At 53.6% G+C, this 13472-nt stretch carries 12 protein-coding genes; 6 read left to right on the forward strand and 6 right to left on the reverse strand.

Annotation, left to right across the window (positions count from 1 at the left end):
- Positions 1-40 precede the first annotated feature (40 nt).
- Positions 41-319, reverse strand: coding sequence for a YkgJ family cysteine cluster protein (locus tag KTH_RS04090; RefSeq protein WP_111325721.1), 279 nt, complete (start codon positions 317-319; stop codon positions 41-43).
- 135 nt (positions 320-454) lie between these two features.
- The gene (locus KTH_RS04095; protein WP_111325720.1) at positions 455-865 is read right to left on the reverse strand and encodes a response regulator; all 411 of its coding nucleotides are present in this window, start codon (positions 863-865) and stop codon (positions 455-457) included.
- A 279-nt stretch (positions 866-1144) separates the two neighbouring features.
- Between KTH_RS04095 and KTH_RS04100 the strand changes: the two genes are divergently transcribed.
- Entirely contained in the window at positions 1145-1489 is a 345-nt protein-coding gene (locus KTH_RS04100) for a four-helix bundle copper-binding protein (protein ID WP_497616591.1), read from the forward strand.
- Positions 1490-1608: 119 nt separating this feature from the next.
- Here KTH_RS04100 and KTH_RS04105 read toward each other — a convergent pair whose 3' ends face one another.
- Positions 1609-3387, reverse strand: a complete 1779-nt coding sequence (locus tag KTH_RS04105) for an ABC transporter ATP-binding protein (protein ID WP_497616592.1) — start codon at positions 3385-3387, stop codon at positions 1609-1611.
- A complete protein-coding gene (locus KTH_RS04110; RefSeq protein ID WP_497616594.1) occupies positions 3384-5126 on the reverse strand; it encodes an ABC transporter ATP-binding protein in 1743 nt (580 codons plus the stop codon). The genes KTH_RS04105 and KTH_RS04110 overlap by 4 nt, the downstream gene beginning before the upstream one ends.
- Positions 5127-5459: 333 nt before the next feature.
- Between KTH_RS04110 and KTH_RS04115 the strand changes: the two genes are divergently transcribed.
- The 3 genes from KTH_RS04115 to KTH_RS04125 all read left to right on the forward strand — a co-directional run bounded on the left by KTH_RS04115 (position 5460) and on the right by KTH_RS04125 (position 7933).
- On the forward strand, positions 5460-6155 hold the full coding sequence (locus KTH_RS04115; protein WP_497616595.1) for a GNAT family N-acetyltransferase: 696 nt from the start codon (positions 5460-5462) through the stop codon (positions 6153-6155).
- Positions 6156-6157: 2 nt separating this feature from the next.
- Positions 6158-6877 carry a hypothetical protein gene (locus KTH_RS04120; protein WP_497616596.1) on the forward strand — a complete coding sequence of 240 codons (720 nt, stop codon included), beginning with the start codon at positions 6158-6160 and terminating at the stop codon, positions 6875-6877.
- Positions 6878-6967: 90 nt separating this feature from the next.
- Complete coding sequence (locus KTH_RS04125) at positions 6968-7933, forward strand: ornithine cyclodeaminase family protein (RefSeq protein ID WP_497616597.1); 966 nt, start codon at positions 6968-6970, stop codon at positions 7931-7933.
- Positions 7934-7989: 56 nt separating this feature from the next.
- Here the strand turns inward: KTH_RS04125 and KTH_RS04130 are convergent, their stop codons facing one another.
- The gene (locus KTH_RS04130) at positions 7990-8319 is read right to left on the reverse strand and encodes a YbjQ family protein (protein WP_497616598.1); all 330 of its coding nucleotides are present in this window, start codon (positions 8317-8319) and stop codon (positions 7990-7992) included.
- A 172-nt stretch (positions 8320-8491) separates the two neighbouring features.
- Between KTH_RS04130 and KTH_RS04135 the strand changes: the two genes are divergently transcribed.
- The gene (locus tag KTH_RS04135; protein ID WP_497616599.1) at positions 8492-9274 is read left to right on the forward strand and encodes an SDR family oxidoreductase; all 783 of its coding nucleotides are present in this window, start codon (positions 8492-8494) and stop codon (positions 9272-9274) included.
- A gap of 68 nt (positions 9275-9342) precedes the next feature.
- On the opposite strand, the gene KTH_RS04140 is transcribed toward KTH_RS04135, so the two are convergent.
- On the reverse strand, positions 9343-12249 hold the full coding sequence (locus tag KTH_RS04140; RefSeq protein ID WP_497616601.1) for a tetratricopeptide repeat protein: 2907 nt from the start codon (positions 12247-12249) through the stop codon (positions 9343-9345).
- 424 nt (positions 12250-12673) lie between these two features.
- On the opposite strand from KTH_RS04140, the gene KTH_RS04145 reads away from it, so the two are divergent.
- Positions 12674-13459 carry a gasdermin gene (locus KTH_RS04145; protein WP_497616602.1) on the forward strand — a complete coding sequence of 262 codons (786 nt, stop codon included), beginning with the start codon at positions 12674-12676 and terminating at the stop codon, positions 13457-13459.
- The last annotated feature ends 13 nt before the right edge of the window (positions 13460-13472 follow it).

The following is a 13472-nucleotide window of genomic DNA, read 5'->3' on the forward strand; positions in this document are numbered from 1 at the left end:
AACAAGTGCAGTGTATCACACGAATATGACATGTATTGTCTTATTTCGAATCCGGTTTCTTCCTGTCAGGTGTAGTGGCGCGTTCGAGCTGTGTGAGCCAGATCAGCGCTTCCTGAGCCGAATGGCCGCACATTTCCTCGGACGGTTGTAGCATCCGGCAGACCTCCGGGCGCTCGGGTTTCCCGAAGAGGGCGCAGCGGTTCTCTGGCGTCAGATGGATACAGCGAACGCCTGCTGGTTTGCCGTCGGGCATTCCCGGTATCGGGGATGAGATAGAAGGAGCTATGCAACAGGCTCCACAGCCAGCACGACATTTCATGTTGCTCTCCTGAAGTTGCAATTCGAGGAAGTCAGACAGGTATCAATAGGGCAAGAAATGACATGCAGAGCAGAGGCCCTGCATGTCATGTTATGACTGGATATCTGTACAGAGCAATCGTACAGAGAGATGATTTCACTCGATTATCTCTTCAATTGAGCGGAGGAAATCATCCATTTCAAAGGGTTTGTAAATAAGAGGAATTTTACGCTTTTCCAACTCTTCTTGCTGATCTCGCTCGATACCAGCCGTGATAACAATTGTTGGAATATGCTGCAATTCCTGTATTGCCTGTAGTCTGTCATATAGTTCCAGGCCGGTCGTACGTGGCAGACGATAATCCAGGAGCAGGAGTGCCGGATCAATTTCCCTGACACGCCTGATAAGGTAAGTTGGCTCCAGATCTTCAGTCAGTGAAATAACGCTGTACGGGGTTTCCTGCTGAAGCATAAGAGTCAGCATCTCAGCATTACAGGTGTCATCTTCGATTACCAGGACCGTTTTCTGCTTCGGGTTTCCCTCCTCGTTCTGTCTGATGCTGGTCATACCTGTTCCCCTTTTTGGAATGGATCGATTCTGGTAGCGCCAGGGAACGAAGTCAAATGAGCTGGTGTGACTTCGCCCAGGAGTATTGGAAAGGTACGAATAGAATAATGCGATCGCTGATACAAGAAACTGCTGAAAGGGAAGGGGGTTAGAGCCAGGTGAACCATCCTTCCTTTTTATAATATCACTTTCTGTTACCAAAAAGATATGGGTAACGTGTAATCCCTGTCAACTATGTACACACATATCTTTTTCCTGAGTAGAGAGGTGGAAGAAGTCATGCAAGATATCGATTTACTGGCAAGAAGTATTGAGCTCTGTCGCCGTTGCCATACTATTTGTGGGCGCGTGCTCAAGCATAGTTTACAGAAAGGTGGAGATTATCTCCAGGAGGCGCGTATTCAGGCGCTACTGGATTGTATCGATACCTGTTCCTATTGCCTCAATTTGATGTCACGCCAATCACCTCTTCATATGCGTGCATGTGATCTCTGCACAGAAGCATGTACACGCTGTGCTGCATCTTGTGAGCAGCTAGGTACAGATTCACTGTTACAGGAGTGCGCGAGAGCCTGCCGTGATTGTGCATCGGTATGTCAACAGGCTGGCTCATACGTCGCGTGAACTCGTGGTAAAGTCGTTCGTGCGCGAGAGGGTACCTTCAGGCGGTACCCTCTTTTTATGTTCAATGCCCCAAAGTACTACTTCTTGTGTACCATATTTGACGCTTTTCTCCTGCTATGCTATTCTGTGATGGACTGCTCGGCAGTATATCCATGCCAGAGATGCTGCATCTCGGGGCTTCGCTGTAGGAGCTCGTCTAGCTTGCCCTCGCTTTCAATGCGACCGTCTTTCAGCACAAGGATGTGGTTGGCTCGTCGGAGCGCGGCCCGCCGATGCGAAACGGCCAGAACAGTTGTTTCCTTGCGTGCAAAGAGTCGCTGCCAGAGTTGCGTTTCTGTTTCGACATCAAGCGCGCTGGAAAGATCGTCGATGACGTAGAGCGCGGCAGGTCGCACAAACATGCGAGCGGCTGCGGAACGCTGTAGTTGTCCACCGGAAAGGCGCACTCCTTTCGGACCAACAACGGTATCAAGGCCCTGTTTCATTGCGGCAAGATCAGACTCAAGAACGGCCAGTTGTAATGCCTCTTGCATGCGTTCTTGCTTCTCAGGCAGTCCGAGCAGGATATTGTCGCGCAACGTATCACTGAACAGGCGCGGCACCTGTGCAGTGTAGGCGCAATGTGGAGGTACGAAAAACGAGGCCGGATCGGCGATTTTCTCGCCGTTCCAGTAGATGTCGCCGTGCGTGGCTGGAAGCAGCCCGATCAGCGCTTGCAGCAGTGTTGTTTTGCCTGAACCGATACGCCCCGTTACCACAGTGAGCGTGCCGGGCTTGATGGTCAGGTGAATGTCTTCAATCCCTTTATCGGTCGATGGATATAGATAGGTAAGTCCTTGCACGGTCAGTTCCTGAAGAGGCTCCTGCACTGTAATATCGGGAATTTCGGGCAATGGACCCCGTGTGTAGACCGGCCCATGCTGTACCAGCGAGCGCGGTGGTGCTCCTTGAAGCAGCGAGACCATACGCTCTATTGAGATGCCTGCCTGCTTGTATGCGGTCAGCACGGTGCCAAAATGTGTGATGGATTCGGTAATCCAGCCCAAAAAGTAGATGAACAGGGAAAAGTCAGCAACCGTAAAGGAGCCGCTTTGCATGGCCTGAGCAGCTACAAACAGAATAAGCCCGGTACCGATACTGACGGTATTGGTAAAGAGGGATTTCATAATCTGTTCGATCAGACGATCACGGATTGAGGCCTGTAACCGCTTCTTGTTCAGCGTACGCAGGTGCTCTACGGCTGTGGCCTCGGCTCCGGCAATCTGAACTGCCTGTACAGAGCCGAAGATTTCGCCCAGGAAGCCTGTTACCTTGCTGGTGGCGATGCGGCTTTCTGTGCGTCGTTGCTTGATTCGCTCTCCTGCGTAGTTAACCAGGCCGGTGATGATCAGCAAAGGCAGGAAGACGGTCGCCGTTACCAGGGCATTGATTCTGAGCATAATGACCAGCGCAATGATCGCAAAAACACTCAGTCCGATCAGGTCGTTAAGAGCCATCAGGAAGACGGAGTTTTCATCAACATCGTCGCGTAAGCGGCTGATCGTCTCGCCGGCCGAGTCGGGTAACGCCTGCGCACCAGGCATTTGCAGGATTCGAGACAGGATGTTCTTTTGCAGGAGTGCTGCATTTGTATAGATAAATGGAGCGTTTGTAAGCTGACAACCAAAGAGAAATGTAATACGCCCGAGCGCCGGGACAATCAGAAGCGTGGCAATCCACCAGAGGGTAGAACTGCTGAGCTGCTCTGCTGAGAGCCTCTGGAAGAATTCACGGATAATCAGCCCCGGAATGATTTCCAGGATAAAAAGCAGGGTGATGAACAGCGAGTTGAGGCTGAAGTGCCAGGGACGGAAGCGAATCAAGCTCCAGAAAAAGTGCCATGTCTGTAATGGTTTCATGCAAGAACCTCTTCGTGTGCTGTCTGCAAGAGTGCCGTGAAGTGCGAGGATGGATCGGCGGTCAGCAGTGCACGACTGCCATATTCACGGATCTGGCCGTGCTCCAGAATCAGGATGGAGTCGGCCCGCTGAATCGTGCGCAGGCGATGCGCGATAATAATGGCTGTGCGTCCACGCAAAAGCCTCTCGATGGCCTGTTCCAGCAGATGTTCTGTAACTGGATCAAGGCGTGATGAGGCTTCATCGAGGATAACCAGACCGGGATCTCGCAGGAAGATGCGGGCGAACGCAAGCAACTGTGCTTCTCCCGCCGACAGGCCGCCACCGTTTGGGGGCAGCACTGTATCCAGTCCCTCGGGGAGTGCCTCAAACCAGTGACGCAGACCAAGCTCGTAGATTGCCTCTTTGATTCGCTCATCATCAATGGTGTGATCGAAGAAGGTAAGGTTGTCGCGAACGCTCGCGTTGAAAAGCTGCACATCCTGTGTGACTATGCCAATATGCTTGCGCAGGTCGGCGATGCGAGCTTCTCGCAGATCGTGTTCAGCCAGTCGGATGTTTCCCGTTGTGGGGTCGTAGAGGCGCAACAGCAAGCGCGCTATGGTTGTTTTGCCGCTTCCTGTGCGTCCGAGTAGGCCCAGGATCTCGCCCGGTTGCAGGTGGAAGGAGATGTGTTGCAGAACCTTCTCATCTTCGTTGTACCCGAAAGAGACATCCTCGAAGGCGACTGGAAGCGCTCCGGCGGGGAAGGCATAACCCGGCCCGTCCTCAAGAACGCTGCGCTGCTGGAAGAGCTCCCTGACACGGGCAATTCCGGCGCTGGCTCGTTGAAAGGTGTCAAGCTGATTGATAATGGCCTGAATTGGCTTGAGTAGTAGTTCCAGGTAGAAGAAGATGAGAAAGGCGGTGGCAAGGCTCATATCCCCCCGACTATAAAGCCATGCAGAGAGCAAGATGGCAATAAGCTGCCCACAGGCCCCGGCAAGCAGTGGAAAGCTCCAGGGAATGGCGGAGATAATGCGTGCTTTACGCGCGGCTTGCAGACGTTTTCGAGTGTGGACATAGAGCTGTCTCAATGTGTAGGCGTGTGCTCCACTTGAGCGAATGTCTTCTGTCCCGTTGAAGCGCTCTTCCAGAAAGCCGTAGAGTTCGGCACTGACCTGACGAAACACTTTCCAGGGTTTTATGGTTATGTGTCGCATCGAGTACATGCAGAACAGGAAAAGCAGGGCAAACCCCGTCAGGCTGATTCCAATGTACCAGTTGATCCACCAGAAAACGATCAGGATGCCGATCAGGAGCAGCACGTTCGCAAAAATGTGTACGACAAATTGCGAAAAGAAATCCGCCAGCGTCGTGATGTCTCCGTCTACGCGCTCTATAAGCTCGCCCGGCGTGTGATCTTTGTGAAAGGAAAGGTCCAACCGTAGCAAGTGATTGGTCAGGTCGGCACGCATCGCGTTGGTCGCGTTCCAGCCGATCCGCTCGCTGAGGTAGGTCGCAAGCACTGTGATGACCTGTTGCAGGATTGCCAGCCCGATAAAAAGCAGTGCCGTCCTGTAGAGGAATGGTGATTGATCGCGATTCTCAAGGGCTTGAATGAACTGCCCTAAGAGCTGTGGGTTAAAGAGCTCGAACCCGATTCCTCCCAGGAGGAGGAGAAGGAGAAGCAGCACTTGTCGGATCTGAGGCCGCAAATAGGCCATGAGTAGTCCAGAGGTACTGAATCCGGTTTGCATGGAAAAACATCCTTTTTGTGGTGCAGGAGAAAAACTTCCCTACTCACCTGATAACTGAACAGGAGGAAACTTTTTCAATAGTACCCTGAATTATGGAGAAAAATCAATAAAAGAGCGGGTGAAAAGGGAGGGTGATTTTTCATAGCTGGTAGAAATGGGGTTGGTGGAAAGCCGGGAGGCTGGCATGCTTGCCACCGTTTCAGAAATACAGTACGATAAGAGGCATCTGATTCACGTCTTTTTGAAGAGAGTAGAGGTTTTTGATGAGCTTAATTGTATCTCGTTGCGATATATTACAAAGGCGTATTGAATGAAAAGCAAGAAGGAAAACCTATGAAGCTCTCACAAGAACGTGAATGGTTACGCAGCCATATTGAGGCGGTCTGGTCCCTTCGGATTCCGCCGTTGGAGCGGGATCAAGTGGAGATCCTCTACGCGAAGCGGCTGCCGCCCTGGCAGCTCTTTTATGCACAACTGCTCGATACCGCTACTGTTATTGAGGTCTGGCCTCCCGGCATTGCTGAGGAGGCGCGTGAACAGCTTCGGGAGCAGGCGCACGAGGCCCTGGCAACTTCGCATCCTATGCCAGCCGTCCTGACGCGTGAGGTTGCCTGTACACAGCAGGCTGCTCCACAGCTTGACCTTGCGACAGCGCGTTCGCTTGCTCGTGTGCTTGACGAGGAAGATCGGGCCTTACTGCATGCCTTCGAGCCCGGCTCTGTCGAATACTATCTGGAGGCGCACCGTCAGCCTCTGATCGGTGTTATCGTGGATGGACGATTGCTGAGTGTTGCTCATAGTTCCCGACGAACTGAGACGGCCTGCGAACTGGGCATAGAGACATTGCCCCTTGCGCGTCGTAAGGGCTATGCGCTTGCTGCAACGGTCCTGTGGAGTGCGCTGGTGGCTCAGGAAGGGCTGCTTCCGCTGTATAGTGCTATGCTTGAGAATCTCCCTTCACGACGGCTTGCCGCAGCGGCGGGCTTCCGGGAGTTCATGCATGCTGTATTGATCCAAAAAGGACGTTAAGGATGATAAACGGCTTTTTGCTGCTCGCTTCAGATCATTTCAACTGGCAGCTTGTGTTGTTGATTGTGCTGATTCTCCTGTTTGTAGTGCCAAAGTCGCGAGCTGCGAAAAGAGTGAGCCGTCCACCGCATACCAGCCAGCATCCGGTTGCCCGTTCTGCTCCAGCGCCGCGCCCGAAGCCGACCCAGCCCGTGACTCCGCTTGAGCATAAGCTTCAGGAGCGGTTGCAGAAGGTACAGGCCCAGCGCACTGTCACGCGGACATTGATTGGTCCGGCTTTTCTGTTGCAACAGGCGTTATCTCATCGTGCGATGACGCTCTATGCCGAAGAAATGGGCATCTCGGTGCAGGAAGTAGCCCGGGCATTTATGGAGCTTGAACGGGCATATGGCATCGGCATGCCCTCGGAGACACCGAGCCAGGGCGCTGATCCTGCGGTGACGACCATGCTCTTGCGGGCGGGATGTCGCGATGATGCCTTGCTCTATTATCGGCTGAGTTCCGGTGCGACGCCAGAGGAGGCGGAAAGCGCCGTCAACTATCTTCAGGAGCTGATGAGCGCCGGGCTGCTCTCGCTGGATGAGGAGTCGCGGCAGCCCCCTGATCCCTTTGCGCTACGCTTCCTCGTTCGGTCTGGCTATCGGCTGCTTGCACTGCGCTACTATCGTGAACGGACAGGGGCTCCTCTTCTTGTCGCGCGGGAGGCGCTTGAACGGCTCTAAGCATGGCTGTTAGCAGAAGGCCCCATTGGCTCTTGCTTGCTCGCTGGAAAGGTGGCATGCTCGTTCGTAAAAAGACAGGGGATGCTCTATATGACACTGTTGCTTTCACGATCCGAAGTTGAGCCCTTTTTGCAGCCTGGACCGATCTTAGAGGCGTTGCGATGCGCCTTCCCTGCCTATTCGCTGAAACGGAGCGCTGCTGCCTTGCGCGTTCGTGCGGAGGTGCCGGGAAAGACGGGAGCACGGGCCATCGTGCTGTTGCCGGGTGTGCTGGAAGACATCCCGGCCTATACTGTGAAGGTACATGCAAAGGTTCCTGGCATGCAACCGGCCATTCAAGGGGTGTTACTGCTGCATGATCTGCACACCGGTCGCCTGCTTGCGGTGATGGATTCCACGGCGATTACAGCGTTACGTACGGGGCTTTGTGGCGCACTGGCTGCTGACGTGCTTGCTCGGTCCGATGCTTCCCGGGTGGCGATCATTGGGGCAGGCGTGCAGGGACGGCTTCAGTTGCGCTGTCTGCGGCTTGTGCGCTCGCTCTCGCAGGTGCGTGTTTTTGATGTTGAGCCGCAGGAGGCGTATCGTTTCGCGCAGGAAATGCAGGAGGAGCTGCATTTCCCGGTTCTGGCCGAAACTTCGGTCGAGGCGGCAGTCCGGGATGCGGAGATCATTGTGACGGTTACGTGGGCACGGGAACCGTTTCTCTTTGCATCGATGGTGCAGCCAGGCACACATATTTCAACCCTCGGGCCTGATGAGCCGGGAAAATGCGAGGTAGGAGCTGACCTGCTGCAACACAGCCTGTTTGTCTGCGATGATCGAGCTCTGGCGGTATCGATGGGTGCTATCGGTGGTGCGGGACTGGATGAGCAGGCCATTGATGCGGAACTGGGTGAGGTGCTGGCAGGGGTGAAAGCGGGAAGAAGCTTCGCTGAACAGCTCACGGTCTATGGCGGTGTCGGGTTGGCCTTTCAGGATCTTGTTGCTTGCTGGCACGTCTATCAGGAGGCGCTGCGGGCAGGCCAGGGCCAGACGATCGATTTTCTGGGCTGAGCAAGCGCGGGAAAGGACGCAATGCGCATCGATACCATTGCGTCCTCTGGCTGCTGCTACTGACCAACCACAACAGCGGTGCCGCTGACTGAAACCATCAGCATATTGCCACTGCCGCCGCCAGAAATGGACTCATAGTCAATATCGATGCCGATAATGGCGTTTGCTCCACGTCGCTGAGCCTCTGCAACCATCTCCTGCATCGCGATCTGTTTTGCTTTGCGCAGCTCTTCCTCATAAGCAGCAGAGCGTCCGCCCACGATATCGGTGATGCTGGCAAAGAAATCCTTGAAGACGTTCGCGCCTAAGATCGCCTCGCCTTCAACCAGGCCGAGGTATTGATGCACGTGCATTCCTTCCACGGTGGATGTTGTTGTTAATAGCATGCTTCTCTCCTTTTGCGCCCTGTATTGGCATATGCTTCCAGGGAAAATTGTGTTCTCATTGCTTTTTATTACGAGCCACGGTACGAGAAGTTGCACTGGAAGCGGATGTGAAACGCTTTCTCGCTTGTGGACGTGTTCGGGATGAGAAAACAAAATGAAAGGATGGCAAGGTATGGGATTAGCTGGAAAAGTGGCACTTATTACGGGAGCTGGCTCCGGTATCGGGAAGGCAACGGCGGTTCTGCTGGCACAACAGGGGGTGAAAGTGGCCCCGTTGAGTCACACCGCTGAGGAGATAGAAGCGACGGCGAAGGAAATCCAGGCAAAAGGAGGTGAGGCGCTCCCGCTGGTTGCCGATACAACGAGTGAGCAAGAGGTGCAGCAGGCATATCACCAGATAGCGGATCGATGGGGCCGCCTTGATATCGTGTTCGCAAATGCAGGTATTAATGGTGTCTGGGCGCCGATCGAGGAACTGACGCTCTCCGAGTGGACGCGAACGATTACCACGAACCTGACCGGAACCTTCTTGACGATCAAGTACGCAGTTCCTTTTCTGAGGGAAAACGGCGGTAGTGTGGTGATTACGTCGTCGGTGAATGGAACGCGCATTTTCAGTAATACCGGAGCAACGGCATATTCGGTCACGAAGGCGGGCGAAGTCGCACTGGCGAAAATGCTGGCAGTTGAGCTTGCGCCAAGCAACATTCGGGTAAACGTGATTTGTCCGGGAGCGACCGAAACGGAGATAGGGGACAACACGCAGCAACGCGATGTAGACAAGGTCAAATTCCCGGTCGAGTATCCACAGGGCTCGATTCCTCTGGGCAATGGCAAGCCCGCAAGCGCCGCACAGGTCGCAGAACTGGTCCGTTTTCTGGTCTCGGATGCGGGAAACTATATTACCGGCTCAGAGGTCTGGATTGATGGTGCAGCCTCGCTGGTACGGGGCTAGCAAGCATACCAGAGAAAGCGCCCGATAAGCCGGTCGCTCCTCTTTTTTTGGTATGCTCAATCATCCAGCTAGAAAAAGTCGATCTTGGGTGGATCTTTGGGATACATGCGCAGAACCTTGTGGTTTGGATTCAGGCGCAACACCTGCGCGAAAGCATCCTCCGCCATAGAATCGTGACCCAGAGCCCGATGAATTAATCCCTTATGATAGAGTGCCTCTTCATCATTCGGGTTTAGCTCAATAGCCTCATCAAAGGCATCAAGTGCATCATCGTACTCGCGTAACTCCTTCAGGATCAGGCCTTTGAAGAAGTAGGCGTCTGCATACTTGGAATCAAGCCGTAACACCTCGTCATAGGCTTCCAGCGCCTCTTGTTTGCGCTTGAGCTTGCGGAGCGCGTGCCCTTTCTGCTGATAGGCATATTTATCGTCCGACGAGAAGCGAAGCGCCTTGTTCAGCCAGATCAGGGCCTCCTCATAGTGACCGAGGATATTGAAAATCCAGCCCTTTTCACGCAATGTCCATGCATCTGTAGGATCAAGCTTGAGAATGAGGTCATAGGTATCGAGCGACTCGTCATAGCGCTTCAATTGCCGCAAGACCCACCCTTTTTCCTGCAAGGTCCAGATGTCGGTTGCATTGAGCGTCAGGGCCGTATTCAGTGCGCGAAGTGCTTCGTCATACCGCTTCATCTTGCGGAGCGCGAAGCCCTTCTGCTGATAGGCGTATTCGTCGTTCGGATCCTGGAGCAGCGCCCGTTCAAGGGTACGCAGGGCGTCGGTGTAGCGTTCCAGATTGTTGAGCACCCATCCTTTTTCGCGCAGCGTCCACGCGTCATTGGGCTCGATCTCCAACGCGGCGTTATAGGTATCGAGTGCCTCGTGGTTGCGTTTCATCTGCCGCAACACAAAGCCCTTCTCTCGCAGGGTCCAGACATCGTGTGGATTGAGCAGCAGCGACGTATTCAGCGCGTCTAACGCCTCATCAAATCGCTTCATCTTGCGCAGGACAAAGCCCTTTTCCTGGAACGTCCAGGCGTCATTGGGTTCAAGCTGTAAGATGTGGTTACAGGCGGCCAGAGCATCCCCAAAGCGACCGAGAAGCCGCAGCACAACCGCTCGCTCCTGAAGCGTCCAGAGGTTGACCGGATCGATCAGCAGCGCTTCCTCGTAGCAATCAAGCGCCTCTTCATAGCGTTTGAGCTTTTTGAGAGCAAAGCCGCGCTGTTGATAGATGTACTTGTCATGCATGTTCAGCTCGACCGCTTTATCCAGACTGACAAGGGCCTCCTCATACCGGAGCAGATTGTTGAGCACCCACCCATGTTCACGCAGGGCCCACGGGTCGTCAGGATTCAGGCGGAGAGCCTCTTTCAGCGCTTCCAACGCCTCTTTATCGCGCTTGAGCTTGCGCAGGATGAAGCCTTTTTCCTGCCATGCAATCTCCTCGTTCGGGTCGCGTTCAATCGCCTTCTCAAAGGCTTCAAGAGCCTCATCAAAGCGTTGTAGCTCTTTGTAGACCAGACCCTGATAGCGATAGGCTACCGCCAGCGTGTTATCAAGGCGAATGGCTGTTTCGCAGGCCTGTAGCGCTTCTTCGTTGTCGCCAAGCGTGTAATAGATCATCGCTTTGCGACAATAGATCAGGGCGTCGCTGGCATCCAGTTGCTGCGCCTGTTCGAGCACGTCAAGCGCGTCCTCATAGCGAAAATGCTCGATCAGGATTTCGCTTTGTCGGAAGGCCTCCTGAGCCGAGGTAAAATGATACGGTTCCTCGTCCTCCTCCTCCTCGTCTTCATCGTCTTCAAGCTCATACTCGAAGTCGAGATCATCGTCCAGGTTGCCATTCAGTGTCTGGGCCATTTTCTGCGAAGACAGGGCCTCCTCATGGCGTCCAAGAGCCTGAAGAACCAGCGCCTTTGTGTTGTAAATGGTCGGTGCCAATGCGGGATTCAGGCGCAACACGCTATCATAGAGGCTCAGCGCTTCCTCGTATCGGCCCAGTGCGACCAGGGCGGTGCACTTGTTGGCATACACTTCTGTGAGGTCTGGGTTCGCTTCCAGAGCGGCATCATATGCCTCTAAAGCCTCATGAAAACGATTCAGTTCCGCGAGCGCCTTGCCCCTTTTGTACAGGAGTGTGGCATCTTCCTGATGAGCCAGAGCCGTATCAAATGCGTCGAGAGCTTCCTGATAGCGCTTCAGTTCAAGCAGCGTCTCCCCTTTGTTGGCGAGTACTGGTGCACATTCGGGCTCAAGCTGGAGAGCGCTATCAAAGGCATGAAGTGCGTCTTCATAGCGCTTCTGTAGATGAAGGGTGATCCCTTTGTACAGGTATGCTTCAAGAAAATCTGGCGTCTTTGTGATTACCTGATCAAAGGCGGCAAGCGCCTCCGGGTAATCCTTCAGGTGAAAGTAGGTCAGTCCTTTCTGATAAGAGGCCGCGCTGAGTGCTGGATTGAGCTGTAGAGCCTGATCAAAGGCGGCGATAGCGTCTCCCGGGCGGTCTAGCTTGAGCAGAACGAGCCCTTTGTTATAGGCGGCGCTGACGTGCTCAGGATTGCTCTTAAGCGCCTGATCAAAAGCGTTCAGGGCCTCCTCATATTGTTCGAGATCCTGGTATACCAGGCCTTGTGTGTTATAGGCTGCTGCATAGCTGGAGTCGAGGCGCAGTGTCGCCTGAAAAGCCTGGATGGCCTCTTCATAGCGGCCCAGTTCAAACAGGGCCAGTCCCTGATGATAGGAGATATCTGCGTTATTTGGGTCGATCTCCAGAGCCTGTTCAAAGCTTGACAGGGCTTCGGTATGGCGCTTCAGTGCAGCGAGAGCCAGACCCTTGCGGTAGAGGGCCGTCACATCCTGCGGATGCTCACGGAGCGCCTCATTGGAGAGTCGAATAGTTGCTTCGTAGTCTCCGAGCGCGTGGCTTTGCTGCTCGTTGCTACAACCCTGTATCTTATGATTGTCATTCATCATGTGGAGAACCCCAGAATATTTTTCGTATAGCTTTTTTGCATATGGAAGCTGTCGGAGCATTATCATTATATATGGGCGCATACGCTTGAATCAATGCAATAGGGCAGAAGTATGCTGTAAGCATAGGTTGGCACGCTTTCCCGCGCCATTTGCTTTGCTGATCGCACAGGGGGAAAACTCAAAATCTTTTTGTGAACGATTTAATTGTAATAGGGTTAGCTGTATGTTACAATAACACAAACTTTATTGCAACTGGAATCAAAGGAGCTTCACGAGTGGCTTTATAGTTAAACACCTCTTCACTTATACCGTACAGGAAGGAACTCGTTGATTCTACCGCGGCGTTTTATTTTTCCTTGTGAAGCGAGAAAACACTTTATTTGGCAGCGTCAAATACGTCCTTATAATAGGAGGGAAAAAGCCTATGTTTAAACGGCGCGGATCGCTTATCAATTACCTGCAACCCTATGGCTACTGTGGCATATATGTACCCCGCCTTGAACTCCAACCGCTGGCTGTTCTGGCTCGGCAGGAGGACGGTAGCCTTTTTGGCAACATCGGCTTATTGACATCTATTGTTGGGTCTGGCACCCCGATCCCCTTTACCATTCAGGCAGGAGAGCCGTTCGTCCCGCTTTCTGGCAGCATCTCGTTCTCGCTCGGAGCCGCTATCGGCATGGATTTTCTGGGCAATATGCTGACCGTCATTCAGGGTGCTGATGTGAAATTGGAGCTTCAGGTGAAAAAGGGGAGCTCGCTGCATTTCTCTTTTGAAGAGGTGCTACAAGATCGCGTCGAGCTGCTTCAGATCGAGAACTACCTGAAGCGGGTGCCCGTGCGCCTCATGCAGGTCGGCTTCGCACGCGATTTACAACGTGGCAAACTCTATATCGTTACCTCGACGCTCAGAAGTGCCAAATTTAGCGTGACGTTTGAGAAAGCGCGGGCAATCGGCCTGGAACTGGGTGCCAAAACTCCCTGGAATGTAGGCGAGGGAACCCTTACCCTGAGTGAACTGGCCAATACCTCTACGGCTCGGATGACCTACAATGGCCCCAGACCCCTTGTTTTTGGCTTTCAGGCCGTGCAGGCTGTCTATTCCAGCTCTTCCTATAACTCGCTCAAATTGCTCAAATCTGAGGCAATGCGCGGCACTTCTGCTTCCGGCTATAGAATGCTCAACGTTGAGCAGGCCTGCGTGCTTGAGTAAATGCAGGCCTCTG

It is taken from the genome of Thermosporothrix sp. COM3, from assembly GCF_059696735.1.

Coding starts and splice junctions, on each gene's coding strand:
- KTH_RS04095 (WP_111325720.1), bottom strand. CDS start 865: ATGACCAGCATCAGACAGAACGAGGAGGGAAACCCGAAGCAGAAAACG.
- KTH_RS04100 (WP_497616591.1), top strand. CDS start 1,145: ATGCAAGATATCGATTTACTGGCAAGAAGTATTGAGCTCTGTCGCCGT.
- KTH_RS04115 (WP_497616595.1), top strand. CDS start 5,460: ATGAAGCTCTCACAAGAACGTGAATGGTTACGCAGCCATATTGAGGCG.
- KTH_RS04145 (WP_497616602.1), top strand. CDS start 12,674: ATGTTTAAACGGCGCGGATCGCTTATCAATTACCTGCAACCCTATGGC.
- KTH_RS04110 (WP_497616594.1), bottom strand. CDS start 5,126: ATGCAAACCGGATTCAGTACCTCTGGACTACTCATGGCCTATTTGCGG.
- KTH_RS04105 (WP_497616592.1), bottom strand. CDS start 3,387: ATGAAACCATTACAGACATGGCACTTTTTCTGGAGCTTGATTCGCTTC.
- KTH_RS04130 (WP_497616598.1), bottom strand. CDS start 8,319: ATGCTATTAACAACAACATCCACCGTGGAAGGAATGCACGTGCATCAA.
- KTH_RS04125 (WP_497616597.1), top strand. CDS start 6,968: ATGACACTGTTGCTTTCACGATCCGAAGTTGAGCCCTTTTTGCAGCCT.
- KTH_RS04140 (WP_497616601.1), bottom strand. CDS start 12,249: ATGATGAATGACAATCATAAGATACAGGGTTGTAGCAACGAGCAGCAA.
- KTH_RS04135 (WP_497616599.1), top strand. CDS start 8,492: ATGGGATTAGCTGGAAAAGTGGCACTTATTACGGGAGCTGGCTCCGGT.
- KTH_RS04090 (WP_111325721.1), bottom strand. CDS start 319: ATGAAATGTCGTGCTGGCTGTGGAGCCTGTTGCATAGCTCCTTCTATC.
- KTH_RS04120 (WP_497616596.1), top strand. CDS start 6,158: ATGATAAACGGCTTTTTGCTGCTCGCTTCAGATCATTTCAACTGGCAG.